Source organism: Mycobacterium sp. TY814 (assembly GCF_030755175.1).
Classification (GTDB): domain Bacteria; phylum Actinomycetota; class Actinomycetes; order Mycobacteriales; family Mycobacteriaceae; genus Mycobacterium.
Genome location: NZ_JAUFRY010000001.1, coordinates 1,152,712 through 1,170,023 on the forward strand (window position 1 = coordinate 1,152,712; position 17,312 = coordinate 1,170,023).

17 protein-coding genes are annotated in these 17,312 nt (G+C 66.6%); 10 read left to right on the forward strand and 7 right to left on the reverse strand.

The window, feature by feature from the left end; translation table 11 throughout:
* Nucleotides 1–5 precede the first annotated feature (5 nt).
* The 3 genes from QXH22_RS04755 to QXH22_RS04765 form a co-directional block, all read right to left on the reverse strand.
* Nucleotides 6–809, reverse strand: coding sequence for an ABC transporter permease (locus tag QXH22_RS04755; RefSeq protein WP_065043015.1), 804 nt, complete (start codon nucleotides 807–809; stop codon nucleotides 6–8).
* A complete protein-coding gene (locus tag QXH22_RS04760) occupies nucleotides 806–1,579 on the reverse strand; it encodes an ABC transporter permease (protein ID WP_306241579.1) in 774 nt (257 codons plus the stop codon). Before QXH22_RS04760 ends, QXH22_RS04755 begins: the two co-directional genes overlap by 4 nt.
* A 238-nt stretch (nucleotides 1,580–1,817) precedes the next feature.
* Nucleotides 1,818–5,147, reverse strand: a complete 3,330-nt coding sequence (locus tag QXH22_RS04765) for a LuxR family transcriptional regulator (protein ID WP_306241580.1) — start codon at nucleotides 5,145–5,147, stop codon at nucleotides 1,818–1,820.
* Nucleotides 5,148–5,361: 214 nt separating this feature from the next.
* On the opposite strand from QXH22_RS04765, the gene QXH22_RS04770 reads away from it, so the two are divergent.
* From QXH22_RS04770 to QXH22_RS04780, 3 genes are all read left to right on the forward strand, one after another.
* Entirely contained in the window at nucleotides 5,362–6,681 is a 1,320-nt protein-coding gene (locus QXH22_RS04770; protein WP_306241581.1) for a cytochrome P450, read from the forward strand.
* Nucleotides 6,682–6,750: 69 nt separating this feature from the next.
* The gene (locus QXH22_RS04775) at nucleotides 6,751–8,280 is read left to right on the forward strand and encodes an Hsp70 family protein (protein ID WP_065162324.1); all 1,530 of its coding nucleotides are present in this window, start codon (nucleotides 6,751–6,753) and stop codon (nucleotides 8,278–8,280) included.
* Nucleotides 8,267–8,932 carry a nitroreductase family protein gene (locus tag QXH22_RS04780; RefSeq protein WP_065162323.1) on the forward strand — a complete coding sequence of 222 codons (666 nt, stop codon included), beginning with the start codon at nucleotides 8,267–8,269 and terminating at the stop codon, nucleotides 8,930–8,932. The genes QXH22_RS04775 and QXH22_RS04780 overlap by 14 nt, the downstream gene beginning before the upstream one ends.
* Before the next feature lie 44 nt (nucleotides 8,933–8,976).
* Here the strand turns inward: QXH22_RS04780 and QXH22_RS04785 are convergent, their stop codons facing one another.
* The gene (locus QXH22_RS04785) at nucleotides 8,977–9,675 is read right to left on the reverse strand and encodes an MspA family porin (protein WP_306275029.1); all 699 of its coding nucleotides are present in this window, start codon (nucleotides 9,673–9,675) and stop codon (nucleotides 8,977–8,979) included.
* 177 nt (nucleotides 9,676–9,852) lie between these two features.
* On the opposite strand from QXH22_RS04785, the gene QXH22_RS04790 reads away from it, so the two are divergent.
* From QXH22_RS04790 to QXH22_RS04800, 3 genes are all read left to right on the forward strand, one after another.
* On the forward strand, nucleotides 9,853–10,116 hold the full coding sequence (locus QXH22_RS04790) for a hypothetical protein (RefSeq protein WP_306241582.1): 264 nt from the start codon (nucleotides 9,853–9,855) through the stop codon (nucleotides 10,114–10,116).
* A gap of 72 nt (nucleotides 10,117–10,188) precedes the next feature.
* Nucleotides 10,189–11,019, forward strand: coding sequence for an oxidoreductase (locus QXH22_RS04795; protein ID WP_306241583.1), 831 nt, complete (start codon nucleotides 10,189–10,191; stop codon nucleotides 11,017–11,019).
* Complete coding sequence (locus tag QXH22_RS04800) at nucleotides 11,019–11,747, forward strand: hypothetical protein (protein WP_306241584.1); 729 nt, start codon at nucleotides 11,019–11,021, stop codon at nucleotides 11,745–11,747. The genes QXH22_RS04795 and QXH22_RS04800 overlap by 1 nt, the downstream gene beginning before the upstream one ends.
* On the opposite strand, the gene QXH22_RS04805 is transcribed toward QXH22_RS04800, so the two are convergent.
* Complete coding sequence (locus QXH22_RS04805) at nucleotides 11,740–12,165, reverse strand: DoxX family protein (protein WP_306241585.1); 426 nt, start codon at nucleotides 12,163–12,165, stop codon at nucleotides 11,740–11,742. The genes QXH22_RS04800 and QXH22_RS04805 overlap by 8 nt on opposite strands.
* Before the next feature lie 102 nt (nucleotides 12,166–12,267).
* On the opposite strand from QXH22_RS04805, the gene QXH22_RS04810 reads away from it, so the two are divergent.
* From QXH22_RS04810 to QXH22_RS04820, 3 genes are all read left to right on the forward strand, one after another.
* Nucleotides 12,268–12,903, forward strand: coding sequence for an HD domain-containing protein (locus QXH22_RS04810; protein ID WP_065162319.1), 636 nt, complete (start codon nucleotides 12,268–12,270; stop codon nucleotides 12,901–12,903).
* An 85-nt stretch (nucleotides 12,904–12,988) separates the two neighbouring features.
* Nucleotides 12,989–13,312 (forward strand): multidrug efflux SMR transporter, encoded by a 324-nt coding sequence (locus QXH22_RS04815; RefSeq protein ID WP_082977773.1) that lies wholly within the window; start codon nucleotides 12,989–12,991, stop codon nucleotides 13,310–13,312.
* Nucleotides 13,309–13,866: a TetR/AcrR family transcriptional regulator gene (locus QXH22_RS04820; protein WP_065162318.1), complete on the forward strand. Its 558-nt coding sequence runs from the start codon at nucleotides 13,309–13,311 to the stop codon at nucleotides 13,864–13,866. The genes QXH22_RS04815 and QXH22_RS04820 overlap by 4 nt, the downstream gene beginning before the upstream one ends.
* On the opposite strand, the gene QXH22_RS04825 is transcribed toward QXH22_RS04820, so the two are convergent.
* The gene (locus QXH22_RS04825) at nucleotides 13,863–14,096 is read right to left on the reverse strand and encodes a CD225/dispanin family protein (protein ID WP_133436723.1); all 234 of its coding nucleotides are present in this window, start codon (nucleotides 14,094–14,096) and stop codon (nucleotides 13,863–13,865) included. The two genes, QXH22_RS04820 and QXH22_RS04825, sit on opposite strands and share 4 nt — an antisense overlap.
* 345 nt (nucleotides 14,097–14,441) lie before the next feature.
* Here QXH22_RS04825 and helR point away from each other — a divergent pair, with 345 nt between their 5' ends.
* Nucleotides 14,442–16,655 (forward strand): RNA polymerase recycling motor ATPase HelR, encoded by a 2,214-nt coding sequence (helR, locus tag QXH22_RS04830; protein WP_253872619.1) that lies wholly within the window; start codon nucleotides 14,442–14,444, stop codon nucleotides 16,653–16,655.
* Here helR and QXH22_RS04835 read toward each other — a convergent pair.
* Nucleotides 16,592–17,233, reverse strand: a complete 642-nt coding sequence (locus tag QXH22_RS04835; protein WP_370530860.1) for a TetR/AcrR family transcriptional regulator — start codon at nucleotides 17,231–17,233, stop codon at nucleotides 16,592–16,594. The genes helR and QXH22_RS04835 overlap by 64 nt on opposite strands.
* Nucleotides 17,234–17,312 lie beyond the last annotated feature (79 nt).

Below are 17,312 nucleotides of genomic sequence, written 5' to 3' on the forward strand. Positions count from 1 at the left end.
GCCCGCTAGCCCGACAAGTTGAAATGACCGGACTGGCCGTGGACGGACAGCGAGATCGCCAGCACCACAAGGGTCAACACGATCAGGGAGGTGCGTACCGAGTGGCCGACCGCCTCCCCCACTCCGGCGGGCCCACCGCGGGCCGTGTAGCCGTAATAGGTGTGCACCAACATGATTGCGATCGCCGCGACGATCACCGTGACGAACGACCAGAGCAGGTCGATCGAGTTGAGGAAGGTGTGGAAGTAGTGGTCGTACACCCCGGTGGACTGCCCGTACAGCCTGGTGGTGCCGAATCGTGCGGCCTGGAAGGCGCACACCACGGCCACGCAATACAGCGGGATCACCACGACGACTCCGGCCACCACCCGGGTAGAGACCAGGTAGGCCACCGACCGGACAGCCATCACCTCCAGCGCGTCGATTTCATCGGCGATGCTCATCGCGCCCAGTTGCGCGGTGGAACCGGCTCCGATGGTGGCGGCCAGACCCACGCCGGCCACGGCCGGTGCGATGATCCGGACGTTGACGTAGGCCGAGATGAAGCCGGTCATCGCCTCCACACCGATGCCCGAGAGCTGGTTGTAGCCCTGCACGGCGATGACGGCTCCGGTCGACAGGGTCAGGAAGCCGACGATGACCACCGTCCCGCCGATCACTGCCAGCGCACCGGTTCCCATGCTCATCTGGGCGACGAGTCGTACCATCTCTCTGCCGTACCGCCGAAAGGCCGTGCGCATCTCGGTGAACGTCCGGGCGTAGAAAGCCACCTGGGCGCCAACGTGATTCCAGCTCGCCACCAAACTCATTGCGGCCCCGTGTAGAAGACCGCCGTGGCGACGATGTTGATCAGGAACAGGGCGATGAAGGAGTAGACGACCGTCTCGTTGACGGCGTTGCCCACACCTTGCGGCCCTTTGCTCACGGAAATGCCCTTGTAACAGGCGATCAGCGCCGCCGCCATCCCGAACAGCGCTCCCTTGACCAGTCCGAGGATCAGATCGGGCAGGTGGGTGATCAGCGTCAGGCCCGCGGCGAAGGCGCCCGGGGTGACGTGCTGAACGAACACCGAGAAGACGAAGGAGCCGGCCAGCCCCACCAGGGTCACCAGCGACACCAGGGACACGGCTACGACGGTGGCGGCCAACACCCGGGGCGCCGCCAGCCGGCGAATGGGATCGACGCCCATCACCCGCAACGCGTTGAGCTCATCGTGGATCGCGCGGGAACCGAGGTCGGCACACATTGCGGTGGCTCCGGTACCGGCGACGACGAGAACCGTCACCACCGGCCCGATCTGGGTCACCGACGCGGTGGCCGCCCCGGTGCCGGAGAAGTCGGCGGCGCCGAAATCCACCAGCAGGATGTTGAGGGTGAATACGACCAGCACCGTGAACGGAATGGTCAGCAGCAGCGTCGGAATCAGCGAGACTCGTGCGACGAACCAGCTCTGCAGCAGGAATTCGCGCCACGGAAATGGCAGCTTGAACATCGCTACCAGCGTGTCCAGTGACATCGCGAAGAACTCGCCGACCGCTCGCAGCGGCTGGGTGACCCTCGCCAACTCAACTGAAACCATCGGCGGCTTCCTCTACTTTGCGCGATGCCGGCCGGTTCAGCTTGCGTAACGCGCGCGCCGCCTCACTAGGGTCTTAGGTCGCCAACTTACGTCCCCGAAAACACTTGCGTACTGGCTGGCCACGGACTATTCCGCGGCGCTCCCCACTCACGGCGCTGCGGGGTGGTGGGGGCCCGAAACCGATCACCCGACCCTCGGCATCTCAGAGTTCTGTGATTCTCGTTCGCCGGGCACCAGTTCACGGTCCACGTCGGGTGGCTTCCTGCGCGAGTTGCACTCGCGAAGACAAGTCGAGCTTGGTGTAGACGTGTGTGAGATGGGTTTCGATGGTGCGTGGCGAGACGAAAAGCCTTGCGGCGATGTCTTTGTTGCTCAGCCCTTCGCTGACGAGGCGTATGACGTCGCGTTCTGTGGGTGTGAGCGAAGCCCAGCCGGAGGACGGGCGCTTACGTTCACCGCGACCGCGCCGTGCGTAAGCGATCGCCTCCCCCGTCGACAGCGCGGCGCCCTCGGCGTGGGCAGCATCGAAGTCGCTCTGGCCCATGGCATCTCGAAGCGCAGCAACTGAGGCTTCGTAGTCAGCTTGGTGGATCTTGTATCGGGCCTCGCCGGTGCGTTGCCGGATTGCTGTTGCCGCACCGAAGAGTCGGGCCGCTTCCCGGTAACTCACGGCTCGGGCGGCCAGCCCCGCAAGATTTTCGATAACGTCGGGCACGCCCAGCCGTGCCCCGCAATCGGCCGCAAGCGCCAGTGCTTGGTACGCGTCCCTTTCGGCCTCCTCGATGCTCTCCGGGTGGCCTTCGGCAAGGACCACGCGGGCATGAGTATTCAGCGCTAGCGTTCGGTGATATCCCGCAGTTGCCGACACCGCTTGATCGGCCCAGAGCCGGGCCGCCACGAGATCGTTCGCCGCGAGTTCCGTTTCGGCTCTCCACATCAAGTTCGTTGCAGACCAGCCGGCGTCCGGGATGCGGCCGTAAGCCGCAGCGAGAGTATCCCTGGCAGCCGCAACATCTCCCGCGGCCAGGAGCGTCCAACCCAACGCGAGATAGCCGAGTCCCTCGATCGCTGCCCCGAGCTCGGCGGCGGACTCGACCGCCGTTTCGGCGGCGGCGAGCGCCGCGGCAGTGTTGCCGTGCCATCCCAGCACGAAGCTTTGCGCCATCAGGGCGTTGAACTTGGTCAACAGATCGCCGGCCGCCTCGGCATCGGCGAGTAGTTCCCGTAATTCGTCCTCGGCGCCTTGGAGTTCGCCGCGCATCGCCCGCCCGCCGGCGATACCCCAAAGCCGGCACTGACCCGAGGCGACTCGGTCACCGATCGAGTCGGCGAGGTCGCGCCCTTCGACGGCCGCGCTCTCGGAGATAGCGCCTCCTGCCATGGCGGCCGCGTACGCCTGGAAGCCGAGCAGCTGGCTCAATCTCCACTTGTCGCCCAGATCGCGGGCCAACTCAATGCCCTCGGCGAAGTATGTCGCCGCCTGTTCGGGATTGAAGGCGCCCGTACCAACGCAGGCGGTAAGGGCACGGACCAACAGGGATGGGTCGTCGAGTTGGCGGGCGATCGCGAGCGCCTCGTTGGCCTGCTCCCTGCGCTCCGGCACACCGACCCACCCGTCGAACAGCGCCGCGTCGGCCAGCGCCCTCGCCAGCACTGCCGGCGCGACCTCGCGGTCTATCCTGCCCAGGTCCGCCAGCGCCTCATCGATCCAGCTCATTCCTTCGCGCAGGCGGCCGCGTGTCAGCCACAGCGGCTGCAGCGACGACGCGAGCTGCAATGCCAATTCGATGTCGCCGCTTTCCCGACTCCAGGCGAAGGCCGCCCGCAGGTTGTCGAGCTCCGATTCTGTTTGCTCGACTCTGCGTTGGTGTCCGGTGGCGGCCGGCGCGTCGAGCGCCGCCGCCATCGCGGTGTAGTAATCGCGGTGACGGGCTCGCACCTCGGCCGCCTCGCCCGACTCGTCGAGCTTCTCCAGAGCGTACTGGCGAACGGTTTCCAGCAGGCGATACCGGGTTCGGCCCCCGGTGTTGTCGGCCACCACAAGAGATTTGTCCACGAGCAGCGTGAGCTGATCGAGCACCTGGAAGCGTTCGATATCGGTGCCTCCCGCGACGGCCCTCGCGGCGGCGAGGTCAAAGCCCCCCATGAACGCCGCAAGCCTGCGGAACAACACCCGTTCGGATTCCATCAGCAGCGCGTGCGACCAGTCCACCGACGCTCGCAAAGTTTGCTGTCGGCGCACTGCAGTGCGCCCGCCGCCGGTCAATAACCGGAACCGGTCATGAAGACTGGCCACGATCTCGTCAAGCGACAACGCCCGCATCCGAGCCGCCGCCAACTCGATGGCCAGCGGCATGCCGTCGAGGCGACGACAGATCTCCTTGACCGTCTCGACGTCGTCGTCGGCGATCCGGAGGTCGGATCGCGCTCGCCGCGCCCGGTCCAGAAACAGCGCCACGGCATCGTCCTCGAGCGAAAGGGACGGCACGCGCCAGGTCACCTCGCCGGGCACGTCTATCGGCTCGCGGCTGGTCGCCAAGAACGTCAAGGCGGGGCAGGCGGTCAACAGGGCGGCTGTCAGCGAGGCAACCGCGTCGAGGAGGTGCTCGCAATTGTCCAGTACCACCAACATCCGTCGGTCCCCCACGAACCGGACCAGCGCGGCGGTTGTCGAGCGGCTCGGCTGATCCGCCAGACCCAGAGCACCCGCTGTCGCGACCGGCACCAAATCGGGGTCGGTGATCGGCGCGAGGTCGACATACCAAGCGCCATCCGCGAAATCGGCGGCCACCTGGCCCGCAACCTGTATGGCGAGCCGCGTTTTGCCCACGCCGCCGGCGCCGGTCAGGGTCACCAGCCGGTCGTCGGCGAGGGTCCGCCGCACGCCGCCCATCTCGACGTCGCGCCCGACAAAGCTGGTGAGTTGCACCGGCATATGTTCGGCGGCAGCGGATTTCGACGTCCTAAGCGGCGGAAAGTCGTTGCGGACACCGGATTGGCACAGCTGCGCCACCCGCTCGGCACGCGCGATGCCGCGCAATTCGTACCTGCCCAGGTCGGTCAGCCACGCGTCAGCGGGAAGGGTGTCGGCTACCAAGTCCTCGGTGGTGCCGGACACCACCGTTTGCCCACCGTGAGCCAGATCGCGCAGCCGCGCCGCGCGGTTGATCGTCGCTCCGACGTAGTTACCCTCATCGCGCAGTTGCACCTCGCCGGAATGCACGCCGATACGCAACCGGATCGGGGCCAACGGCGCCCGCTGCAACTCCATGGCGCACGCGACCGCCTGACTCGCGCGGGCGAACGCGACGACGAAGCTGTCACCCTCCCCCTGTTCGACCGGCCGCACTCCGCCGTGGGTGGAAAGCAGGTCAACCAGCGTGCGGTCAAGGCGCGCGAGGGCCGCCGTCATCTCCTCGGGTTGGGTCTCCCACAGCCGCGTCGAGCCCTCGACGTCTGCAAGCAGCAGCGTCACCGTCCCGGTTGGCAGCTCGCCCACGCCCAGCACACTCCAATCCACCGGCGGGATGTCCGCGCGCAGATCAGTTTCCGTCATGCTAGCCAGCATCTAGCGGCTGCCGGCGGCAAACATCAGTGAAATCCCGTACTGGGCGACCGTTCGTCCTCGAAGCAGCCGGTCTGTCGGGCCGATCGTGCAGAAACCCGCAAAAAACACACCGGCGTCCGGCGACCTCAATTACGCGTTGTCCCCGACGATCCGGCGCCGGAGAAACGCCACAGTCGAGTCAGCCGAGTCCGCAACCCGCCCGCAGAGGAGCATCATGACCGAGACAATGGATGGTCGCTCAGGCAGCCCGAATGTTTTCGAAGCCGGGCTGCCGACGATCAACTACGCAGCCGCTCAACATCCCGACGAAGCCCACGCAATCATCAGCCAGGCCCGTGAGCAGAGCCCGATCGCGATCGGTCCGTACGGGCCCGAGTTGCTGACTTATGACCTGGTGCGGACCGTGCTTCACGACCCCCGATTCCGGGTGCCGCAAGGAATGTTTCTTGCCGCGCAAGGCGTCACCTCCGGACCCCTGTGGGACCGCGTCACGGCCAACATTCTGAGCCTCGACGGGGATGAACACCGGCGGCTACGCCGATTGGTTTCCGGAGCCTTCACACCTAAAGCGACCGCGCGACTGCGCACCGTGGTCGTCGACATCATCACCGGACTGATTGACCGGCAGACCCCTCGCGGGCACTGCGACGTTGTCACTGACATCGCGCGTCAATACCCGATCCAGGTCATCTGCGCGCTACTCGGTGCACCGCCCGAGGACTGGGATCTGTTCTCCCGCTGGGCAGATGACATCATCAAGGCCTTCAGCTGGGACGCCGTTGCCGAGGCGCCGGCCATCCTCACCGCCTGGGATGCCCTGGACGCCTACCTCGACGACATGCTCGCCGACCGGCGCCACGCGTTGACCGACGACCTGATCTCCGAACTGATCCGCGCCGAAGACGGCGGTGATCGCCTCAGCTCCGACGAACTCAGAATGCTCGTCGCCGCCCTGCTGATGGGAGGCAACGACACCACCCGCCGCCAGCTGGGCGCAGCAGTACACGTGCTGTGCGACCACCCCGGTCAATGGTCACTGCTGGGTCAGCATCCGGAACTGGCGGTCAACGCTGTCGAGGAAGTCATCCGCCATTCGCCGATCACGCTGATCACCCTGCGTACTGCCGTGGAAGTCGTCGATCTCGCGGGTCTCACCATCGCGGCGGGCACCTTGGTCGTCGTCAACACAGGGGCCGCCAACCGGGATCCCGCCGTCTACGACGATCCCGATCGGCTCGACATCCGCCGGGTGGCGGCCCCCGCGATTCAGACGTTCGGCGCCGGCACCCACTACTGCCTGGGAGCAAATCTTGCCCGTCTCGAGCTGGCCGAGGCTCTGTCCGTCATCACCCGCCGCATGCCCAACGCCCGCCGCACCGGCGCGGCCCCGTGGGCGCCGCTGACCGCGCTGACCGGCCCACTGAGCCTACCCATCGCATTCGATCCATCCGCCCAAACCACGAGTTGCCCTCAGCCGGGCATCAGACCTCAGCCGAATCGCAGTGAGTCCTCGCCCACCGGGCGGCGACCCTGACGCGGTAGCCGCGGCGCGCTGGGGCCTGCTGGTGTCGAACTGCGTTGCCGGTCCCTAGAATTGTGCGGAATGAGAGTCGGTATCGACTTCGGCACCACCCACACCGTCGCAGCGATTGTCGACCGTGGCAATTACCCGGTCGTCGCCTACGACGGTGTCGACGCGTGGCCGTCGCTGATCGCGGCCAACGCCGACGGCGAGTTGCGCTTCGGGTTGGATGCGGCGGCCGTGCGCCACGAGCCGGGCTGGGAGGTGCTCCGGTCGTTCAAGCGACTGCTGAACGACGCCGGGCCGCAGACCACCGTGCAACTGGCCGGCCGTGAACACCGATTGGCCGATCTGCTAGCCGGGTTTCTGGCGCAACTGAAAAGCGACCTGACCGAGCGCTCCAATGCCGGGGCCGCCAGCGGTGAGGCCGTGCAGGCGGCGATCAGCGTACCCGCCAATTCGTCCAGCGCCCAACGCTTTATGACCCTCGACGCCTTCGCCGCGGCGGGGTTCGAGGTCGTCGCGCTGTTGAACGAGCCGTCGGCCGCAGGACTGGAGTACGCGCATCGGTACCGCTCCACGATCACGGCCAAACGCGAGTATGTGTTGATCTACGACCTGGGCGGCGGCACGTTCGACGCCTCGCTGCTGAAGATGGCCGGGCACGTCAACGAGGTTGTGGTCAGCGAGGGAATTCAGCGCCTCGGCGGTGACGACTTCGACGACGCGATCGCGCAGTTGGTGCTGGCCGACTCACAGCTGCCGACGCTGCAGGGCGCACCCTACGACTTGCTCGTGGAAGAGTGCGCCACGCGCAAGGAGGCGGTCGGCCCACAGACCCGGCGTTTCCTGGTAGACCTCAGCGTCATCGACGGCGTCGACCGGCCACCGTTCTCCTGTCCGATCGACGACGTGTATGCGGCGTGCGCATCACTGGTCGACAGGACGACGGAGCTGCTGGGGCGCGTCCTGCACGACCCCGTGGGTGACGGCAGGGACGTCCCATGGTCGGAGGTGGCGGGCATTTATGTGGTGGGCGGTGCGGGCAGCTTCCCGATCGTTTCGCGGATGCTGCGCGCGAGTTTCGGCGACAAGCGGGTCAAACGCTCGCCGCACCCGTTCGCCGCGACGGCGATCGGACTCGCCGTATTTCTGGACACCGAGTCGGGTTTCGTGCTGTCCGAACGATTTTCGCGGCATTTCGGGGTGTTCCGAGAGGCGCACGCCGGAGCGGACGTGGTCTTCGACCCGATCGTGCCCAAAGACGCCGCACTTCCCGCCGACGGCCGCACCCCGCTGGTCGTCAGCCGAAAGTACCGGGCGGCGCACAACATCGGGCACTTCCGGTTCGTGGAGTGCAGCCGCGTTGTCAACGGACGACCCGACGGCGACGTCACGCCCTACGATCCCGTTCTGTTCCCGTTCGACCCGGCCCTGAGCGACCGTGACGATCTCGGGCGCCAACCGGTGGGCCGTTGGCACGACGGGCCCGACGTCGAGGAGATCTACACGGTCGCCCCTACCGGTGCGGTGGAAGTCACCGTCACTACCCAGCCGACCGGCATTCAACGCACCTTCCGGCTGGAACGGCGGGGCCATGGAGTTCTATGACGTGCTGCGAAGCACTTTCGCCGCAAGGGAATTCACCGACGATCCACTGCCCGACGACGTCCTGTACCGCATCCTCGACAACGCCCGGTTCGCGCCCAGCGGCGGCAACCGGCAGGGCGCGCACATCACGGTGGTGCGTGACGCCGGCACCCGCCGCCGGCTGGCGGAATTCGGGACGCCCGCCGCCCGCCGCTATTTCGCCCAGCTGACGGCCGGTGAAAACCCTTGGAATCCGGTGCATCCCAGCGCGGTGCCGCAAGACGTCATCGATGACACCGAAATTCCCCAGACGTTTGTCGCTCCGATGATCAACGCCCCCGTCGTCCTGGTCGTCTCCGTCGACCTGACCGTGGTGGCCGCCCTGGATCAGGGGCTGGACCGCGTCGGGCTCGCCGGCGGAGCCTCGGTGTACCCGCTGGTGTGGAGCATCCTGCTGGCCGCCCGTTACGAAGGCTATGGCGGCACCATCACAACGATGGCCATCCCACGCGAAGACGCGATCCGCGAGCTGTTGGCAATTCCGGCCACACACGCGATCGCGGCGCTGGTGCCGCTCGGCAAACCTCCGCGTCAGCTGACCAAACTGCGCCGCCGCCCGGTCCCCGATTTCGTCTCTCTGGAGCGCTTCGACGGTGGGGCCTTCACCCGCTGACCCGGCCTCTCGACGGCCTCTGACCCGGCCTCTCAGACGGCCTCTCAGACGGCCTTGGTGGTGCCGACGTAGGACACCACCACGTCAGACTCATCGGTGATGCGGGTCAGAGTGGAGTACGAGCGGATGAAGGACTGACCCACGCATCCGTCGATCTTGATGTGGAAGTCGCTGATCATGATCCAGGGGTTCGGACCTTTGAACTCTTTCCGCACCACCGGCACCACGACCACGAAGCCGGGCTTCATGCCCACGCTGACGACCCCGTTATACGAGCCGGTGATCAGCGGCAGTAGCACCGGGCGTTGGCCGGGCCCCAGGGGCAGCTCCGCACCGAGCGACGGAGCGATGCCGCCGCCGTTGGCCATGGTGACGCCGTTGGCGGTGCTCATGTCTATCCCGCAGCCGATCTCGTAGCCCACTTCCAAGATGCCGTGCGGCGGTTCGGGCCCGATCAGCGACGCGACGAAGACTCCGCTGGACAGGTATTCGCGGGACGATGCCGCGGTGGTCAGCGGCGCGACGGGAACCTGTTTCTCGTCTTTCGCGCCGAGGGCCAGCGTCCAGCCATCGGGGGTGTTGACCCGCGCGGGCGTGCCGGGGGGCAGGACCCCGTCGGCCGGCGACCCCGTGCCTGACACCGGTTCGGCACCGGGCTGGGCGGTCGCCGCAGCCGCGGGCGTCATCAAGAGAAGGCACACAGCGAATACCGCAGCACGGCGAACAACCGCGAACATCGGCATCACGGCCTCCACGCTAAGCACGGGCTGATCGGTCTCGGGTTTGGCCGGGGCGGCAACTCGAAGTCGTTGCACGTTTGTGGCTGGTTCGCGATGCAAACACGGGAGGCTGGACAAACCGCGTGGCGAGTAGACTCCGCAGGTAGCCGGGATCGTGCCCATCGGCAGGAAGGGCGACCAATGACACGTCACAGGTTCGCTTCAGCACTGCTGGCCGTCCTGATCGCAATGACGGCGTTGCTGGGCTGCGCCGGCGTGGCCCGCGCCGACCCGGAGGATGCGGCGCCTCAGATCATCGACGATCTGCTCATCATCGTTCCGGGATTGACGATTGATCCCCGTGACCGGGACGCCACTGAGAAGGGTCCCGGGCCGAAGGAATGGACCGGTAGCGGAATGTACTGTCAGAACCGAAACGTCAAGTGCCAGAAGATGGGATTCTAGGCCGACCGAGACACGTCGCGAATTCCGTTCCGCCTGCTGGCTTTAACGCCTTCGACCGGAAGGAAGTCGCCGATGTCCACCTGGCTCATCACGGGTTGCTCGACCGGCCTCGGCCGCGCCCTCGCCGAAGCGGTTATCGACGCCGGCCACAACGTCGTCATCACCGCACGCGACATCTCGAAAATCGCCGACCTGGCCGACACCGCATCCGAGCGCACGCTGGCCGTAGCCCTCGATGTCACCGACGCCGAACAGGTCAGCGCGGCGGTACAGCAGGCCCAGGAGCGGTTCGAGGGCATCGACGTCCTGGTCAACAACGCCGGCTACGGGTATCGCGCCGCCATCGAAGAAGGGGACGACGACGATGTGCGCGCCCTGTTCGAGACTCACTTCTTCGGCACCGTCGCGATGATCAAGGCCGTGCTGCCGGGCATGCGGGAGCGCCGCTCCGGTGCGATCGTGAACATCTCCTCTATCGGCGTACAGCTGACACCGGTGGGATCGGGTTACTACTCGGCCGCCAAAGCCGCCGTGGAAGGCATGAGCGGAGCACTTCATGGTGAGCTTGCGCCGCTGGGCATTTCGGTCACCGTCGTCGAACCCGGGGCTTTCCGAACGGATTTCGCCGGGCGTTCGTTGACCCAGTCGTCCGCCGTCATCGACGACTACGCCGACACCGCCGGGCGACGTCGCATCGAGAACGACACGATGCACGGCAGTCAGGCCGGTGATCCCGCCAAGGCGGCCGGGGTGATCATCACGGCAGTCGAGTCCGACGAGCCCCCTGCCTTCCTGCTGCTCGGCGAGGATGCCTTGTTCTCCTACCGCCACATCGCCGAACGCCGAGCGGCCGAGATTTCGGCGTGGGAAGAGTTCACCACCAGCACCAACCTGGACAGCTGATGCAGGCAGCGGTGATGGCGGCGGGAGTCATCGGCGCACTGGTCTGCACCGCGCTGGGTGTGCCCCTGCTGATCATCGGATTGCGCACTCGTTCGGCGCGGCGCAGTCAGGCCCCCATCGGTTACCCGCCGGGCTACCTGCCCGGGTACCCGGCCGGTTATCCGCCCGCGTTCCCCGGCTATCCCGGTGGCGGTTATCCGCCGGTGCCGCAGCCGCCGCGTAAGTCCGGCACCGGCTTGATCGTCACCGGCGTCGTGCTTCTCGCCTTGAGCGCCCTCGGCGTCGTGGGCACGGTGGCCCTGGCCGCCGGCCGGAGTTCCCGACTGGCGGTGGGCGACTGCTTCAGCAACGAGATCCTGGATAAGCAGCGCTGGAAGTCCAAGAGCTGCAGCAGTCCGGAAGCAGTGCTGGAATATGCCGCCACCGCGGACGCCGGGGGGAATTGTCCCGACGGCAAGCTGGACAGCAGCTCGTATCTATCCGTAGAGCATGACGGTTCGCGGCGGTGCTTCATACCCAATCTCCTTGTCAGCCATTGTTATTCCTCCGATCACAATGGCGAGACCATCCGCGCGGTGAGCTGCGGCGCCGGCGGCACCGTCGTTCGAATCACCACGCGGCTGGACAACACGGTGGACACCTCGGCCTGCCCCTCGGGAGCACGCACCGTCACCTTCCCCCAGCCCAGACGGACCTACTGCAGCGAACGCGTCGCCGGAATCATCTGAGCCGCAACCGCTTACCGCCCACCGCGTACCGGCCCGGCCCCATGAAGACCAACAGCAGGAAGCCGAAGCAGAACAAAATCGCCGGAGTTCCCCCGTTGCCGTCCGGCGGATTACTGATCGGCCAAAGCGCCAGCGGTTGATGCATCCAGAAGTACGCGACCGCCATCTGGCCGGAGGCCACGAACGCGGCGACACGGGTGAAGAACCCGAGAGCGATCAACAGCCCGGTGACGAGTTCGATCACGCCGGCATACCAGCCCGGCCAGTCGCCGACCCGGATGGGATGCCCGGACGGAACGGGCCAGTCGAACAGGATCATCGAGCCGTAGCCGGCGAAGAGAAGGCCGTAGACCAACCGGAACAGGCTCAGGACTTCCGGCGACAAGCCGGCCACGCGGTGGTTGAGGTCGTTCGTCATGGTGCCCACGTTACGGTTGCGGCCCGACATGGCCGAAATAGTGGGATCGGTGTCTGCTGCGCCACTCACACCCACACCGCCGCGGCTCGTACAGTCGTGCTCATGCAAACGATACCCTCCCTCGTCGACTCCCAAGTTGCTTGTGCTGCAATAGAATTAGCTCGGTCCACCGAGTCGTCGGCGGTTTTCAACCACAGCGTCCGCAGCTACCTGTTCGGCGAACTGCTCGCCGCACACGAAGGCCTGCAACCCGGATCAGATTTCGACAGCGAGACTCTGTTCCTGGGCTGCGTCCTGCACGATCTCGGCGCCGGCACCGCCGCCGCCGGCAAAGAGCGCTTCGAGGTCGAAGGCGCGGATCTAGCGGCGAAGCTGCTGACCGAGCAGGGCTGCGACCGGGCGGTGGTCGATGCGGTATGGGAAGCCATTGCGTTGCACAGTTCGTTCGGAATCGCCCAGCGCCGCGGGCCGATCTGCTATCTGGTCAACGGAGGCGTCGGAATCGACTTCGGGCGCAACGCCGACTTCATTGATGAGCAGTCGGCCGCTGCCATCCACGCAAGCTACCCGCGTCTATCGATGGCGAAGTCCCTGATGGACGCGATCGCCGCCCAGGCCCAGCGCAGTCCCGAGGCGGCACTGCCCTACACGATGGCCGGAGAGGTCTTGCGCGAACGTCTCGACGGCGGAATCACCCGGTTGGAACAGATGGCCGCGCTCGGCCGCTGGGGCGCTTGACGGTCGCGCAGCACGCCACGCCACAGCCCGCCACAGTGCTAGTGTACATTTGTACATGTATATCTGTGCACAAGGGAGAGTTGTCGTGGCTTATGCGTTCCTCCTGGTCGCCATCTTCGCGGAGGTCGCGGCGACCAGCCTGCTCAAGAGCACGGAAGGTTTCACCCGACCGTGGCCGACGGTGATCTGCCTGCTCGGCTACGCGGTGTCGTTCGCGCTGCTCGCGCTGTCCATCTCGCGCGGGATGCAGACCGACGTCGCCTACGCATTGTGGTCGGCGATCGGGACGGCCGTCATCGTGTTCATCGCGGTGGTCTTCCTCGGGTCACCCCTGTCGGCGGCCAAGCTGATCGGTGTCGGATTGATCATCGGCGGGGTGGTCACGCTGAACCTCGGGGGTGCGCATTGAGTGCTGCACCCGAACGCCGGCCGCGCGACCCGGCCGGTCGCCGTCAGGCGATCGTCGAGGCGGCCACCAGGGTGATCGCCCGCCGCGGGCTCGGCCAGCTGACGCACCGCCTGGTGGCGGCCGAGGCGGACGTCCCGGTGGGGTCCACAACCTACTATTTCGCCGACCTAGGCGAACTGCGGGAAGCAGCCCTGGCGCACGCAGCCACCGCCTCGACGGAGCAGCTGGAGCAATGGCGTCGGGAACTGGACGCCGACGCCGACCTGCCCGCCGTGCTGGCGCGGCTCACCGCCGACTTCCTCGTCGATCACGACCAGTATCGGACCCTCAACGAGTTGTACCTGGCAGCGAGTTACCGGGATGAATTGCGGCCCCTGGCCCGGATATGGAACGAGGGTCTCGTCGCACTGCTGGAACCGCGCGTCGGACGACGGGCCGCGGACGCCATCGCGGTGTTTCTCGACGGCGCCATGCTGCATCCGCTCGCGACCGGCACCCCGCTGAGCACCGACGCGCTGACCGACGCCATCACCCGCCTGGCGGACGACCGTTAGGAAACGTGGGAGCCGATCCTGCCCAGATAGGACAACCACAGCAGCCCGCCGAGAACCGTTCCCACGATGGCCCACGTCTTGGCCGTGTTCGCGGACCTGCTCGCCTCTGCCCAGCGCCCCTGCGCCCACAACCCGTCAACCTTGCTGGAGTACACCGTGGCCACGATGCCCGGAATCATGCACAGGAAGATCGTGATGATGGACCACACCAGGTAGTTGTTGGGCTTCATCGGCTGCCCGTAGGGCCCTTGCGGAGAGAACCCGCCATATGGCTGCGGCGACGGCGGCGGGTAGCCGCCATAGGGCCCTTACGGTGGTGGCGGCTGGTAACCGCCGCCCTGATACGGCGGATAACCCTCGGGCGGCTGGTAGCCACCGTACGGATTGTCGGGCGGCGGTCCGGTCATGGCGACTCCAGACGACGAATTGGAGCTCAAAGCCTTTTTCAAGCCCTTTTCACCTTATAACGGCTCCGGGGGCTTGCGGCAAGGCCCGGTTCATGCCGCACAATTGCTGGCCGGACGTGCTGGCCGGACGCCGCTGCCTGAGTTGGGGTCCATGGATTGGGGGGTGAATTGCGGGAGTCAGCTACCAACTTCGACGACGAACTGCGGTTGGAACAGGACTACGTCACCGGCCTGTACGCCCGGCTCGACGCCGAACGGGCGCAGGCGAAGTCGAGGTACAGCACCGCATTGCGGGGCGACGGCGAGACGCCGATGGATCGCGATGTCGAGGTGCGGGCACTGGCGCGACGGATGAAGCGACTGGATGTCGCCGACGACGGGTTGTGTTTCGGTCGGCTGGACGGCATTTCGGGCAGCCGGGCCTACATCGGACGCATCGGCCTGCTCGACGAGGACAACGAGTACGAACCGTTGTTGATCGACTGGCGGGCGCCGGCGGCACGCCCGTTCTACACAGCCACCGCCGCCAACCCGGAGGACATCAGGCGGCGCCGCCAGTTCCACACCCGCGGACGTCGCGTCGTCGATTTCACCGACGAAGTGCTCGGCCGGCCGGGCGACGGTGACCAGCGCGAAAGTTCAAGCGACGCAGCCCTGCTCGCCGCCATCAACGCCCCCCGTGGCGACGGGATGCGCGACATCGTGGCAACCATCCAGGCCGAACAGGACTCGATCATCCGCCTGGATCACTCCGGCGTGCTGGTGATCGAGGGCGGTCCCGGCACCGGCAAGACGGTGGTCGCACTGCACCGCGTCGCCTATCTGCTCTACACCCAGCGCGAGCGGATGGAACGGCACGGCGTGCTGGTCATCGGTCCCAATCCGGCGTTCCTGGACCACATCAGCCGCGTCCTGCCGTCACTTGGCGAATCCACCGTGGTCTTCATGACCATCGGCGACCTGGTTCCCGGACTGCACATCACCGACGAGGACGAGCCAACGGCCGCGCGGCTCAAGGGTTCCCTGGAAATCCTCGATGTGCTCGCCGCCGCGATCGCCGATCATCAACGGCTGCCGGAGGATCCGCTGTTCATCAAGCTGTCCGATGTGACTTTGCGCATCGACGCCGAGACGGCGCAGTGGGCCAGGGAGGAAGCGCGCGCCACCGGACTGCCGCACAATGCGGCCCGCGCCGCTTTCACCGACATCGTCACCTGGGTCCTGACCGAGCGCGCGATCGGCAGGATCGGGCGGGGCTGGCTGACCCGGTCGGACCGGGACGCGTGGGAGAAGCTTCGCGAGGAGCTGATCGAGGAACTCGCGGACAACACCGCGTTCGCCGCCGCCCTCGACGATCTCTGGCCGATATTGACTCCGGATGCGCTGTTGTCCACGCTGTTCGAGTCACCAGAAAGGCTGCGCGCGGCCGGTGCCGATCCAGCGCTCTGGCGGGAAGTCGGCGATGCGTGGACGGTGTCCGATGTGCCCCTGCTGGACGAACTGGTGGACCTGCTGGGCGTCAACAAGGAAGCCGAGGAACTCGCCAGACGGACCGCTGAACGCGAGCAGGCTGAAGAGGCGGCATATGCGGCCGGGGTGCTCGACCTCATGGTCAGCCGGGAAGACCTGATGGACGACGAAGACCAGTTGCTCGCGCAGGACCTGCTCTATGGCGCGGACCTGGCCGACCGGTTCGTCGAACACGACCTGCGTGAACTGGCGGAACGAGCTGCGGCGGACCGGAATTGGACCTACCGGCATGTGGTGGTCGACGAAGCGCAGGAACTGTCCGAAATGGACTGGCGGGTGTTGATGCGACGCTGCCCGGCCCGATCCTTCACCGTGGTCGGCGATCTCGCGCAACGACGGTCCGCGGCCGGAGCGACGTCCTGGGACGCGATGTTGCGACCGTATGTGCCCGGCCGCTGGGTGTACCGGTCGCTGACCGTGAACTACCGCACGCCGGCGGAGATCATGGCCGTCGCCGCGGCGTTGCTGGCTGAGTTCGCACCCGATGTCGTGGCGCCCGAGTCGGTCCGCGCATGCGGTGTCCCGCCGTGGTCGCGGCAGCTACAAGAAGGCCAATTGGCTTCGGCTATAGCGGAATTCGTGCAGTACGAGGAGTCCCGCGAGGGCACCAGCGTGGTGATCGGGCCACCCGGCGTTCCCGGCGCGGTGCCTCCGTCGGCGACCAAGGGGCTGGAATTCGACGCCGTTCTGGTGGTGGATCCGCAGCGGATACTCGCCGACGGCCCACGCGGCGCCGCCGAACTCTACGTCGCGCTCACCCGCGCCACGCAACGCCTCGGCGTCCTGCATCAGGAACCGCTGCCCCCGGTACTGGCCGGCCTGGCGACCACGTCTCCGTCGATGTACCGCTGAATATTGGGCGCGACGGCGGCTACCACGTCCTCCTCGGACATCGAGGCGACGGGTTCGATTCTCCAGATGAAGCGAATCAGGGCGAAGCCGATCAGCTGACTGGCGATCAACCCGCTGCGCCGCAACCGATCCGTCTCGTCGGTACCCAGTGTCGATCCGCCGATGAGGCTGCGCTCGACCACCGCGCGCAGCTTCTCCCGGGTGCGCTCGTCGTGCGCAGCCGTCAGCACCACCGCGCGCAATACCGGGCCGATCTCGTCGTCGGCCCAGGCGCCGAGCACGGCCCGCACCAGCTGGGTGCCCAACTCGGCGCGGGGCGTGGCCCACGTCGCGGCGACGGTCTCCAGCCATTTGGCCGGCGGGTCGGTCGCCGCGTCGAGCAGGCGCTCCTTGGAACCGAAGTAGTGATACACCAGCGCCGGATCGACGTCGGCGGCGCGGGCGACAGCCCTGATGGTGGTCCCCGCCCAGCCGTGCGTGGCGAATTCCTGCCTGGCGGAGTTGAGGATTCGTGCTTGCAGCACCCCGCGCTCGTCGCGCGGCCCGGGAGTCACCGCCTTCTTGGCCATCTGTTTCATCGTAGCGTGAGACTAATGCATAACGAGTACATAGCCCGCTGTTCATGTTTCGGAAGGCATTCGCGTGCCGGGTGTGCAA

Coding starts and splice junctions, on each gene's coding strand:
- QXH22_RS04810 (WP_065162319.1), top strand. CDS start 12,268: ATGCAAACGATACCCTCCCTCGTCGACTCCCAAGTTGCTTGTGCTGCA.
- QXH22_RS04795 (WP_306241583.1), top strand. CDS start 10,189: ATGTCCACCTGGCTCATCACGGGTTGCTCGACCGGCCTCGGCCGCGCC.
- QXH22_RS04755 (WP_065043015.1), bottom strand. CDS start 809: ATGAGTTTGGTGGCGAGCTGGAATCACGTTGGCGCCCAGGTGGCTTTC.
- QXH22_RS04780 (WP_065162323.1), top strand. CDS start 8,267: ATGGAGTTCTATGACGTGCTGCGAAGCACTTTCGCCGCAAGGGAATTC.
- QXH22_RS04785 (WP_306275029.1), bottom strand. CDS start 9,675: ATGCCGATGTTCGCGGTTGTTCGCCGTGCTGCGGTATTCGCTGTGTGC.
- QXH22_RS04760 (WP_306241579.1), bottom strand. CDS start 1,579: ATGGTTTCAGTTGAGTTGGCGAGGGTCACCCAGCCGCTGCGAGCGGTC.
- QXH22_RS04770 (WP_306241581.1), top strand. CDS start 5,362: ATGACCGAGACAATGGATGGTCGCTCAGGCAGCCCGAATGTTTTCGAA.
- QXH22_RS04825 (WP_133436723.1), bottom strand. CDS start 14,096: ATGAAGCCCAACAACTACCTGGTGTGGTCCATCATCACGATCTTCCTG.
- QXH22_RS04805 (WP_306241585.1), bottom strand. CDS start 12,165: ATGACGAACGACCTCAACCACCGCGTGGCCGGCTTGTCGCCGGAAGTC.
- QXH22_RS04775 (WP_065162324.1), top strand. CDS start 6,751: ATGAGAGTCGGTATCGACTTCGGCACCACCCACACCGTCGCAGCGATT.
- QXH22_RS04800 (WP_306241584.1), top strand. CDS start 11,019: ATGCAGGCAGCGGTGATGGCGGCGGGAGTCATCGGCGCACTGGTCTGC.
- QXH22_RS04835 (WP_370530860.1), bottom strand. CDS start 17,233: ATGAAACAGATGGCCAAGAAGGCGGTGACTCCCGGGCCGCGCGACGAG.
- QXH22_RS04790 (WP_306241582.1), top strand. CDS start 9,853: ATGACACGTCACAGGTTCGCTTCAGCACTGCTGGCCGTCCTGATCGCA.
- QXH22_RS04765 (WP_306241580.1), bottom strand. CDS start 5,147: ATGCTGGCTAGCATGACGGAAACTGATCTGCGCGCGGACATCCCGCCG.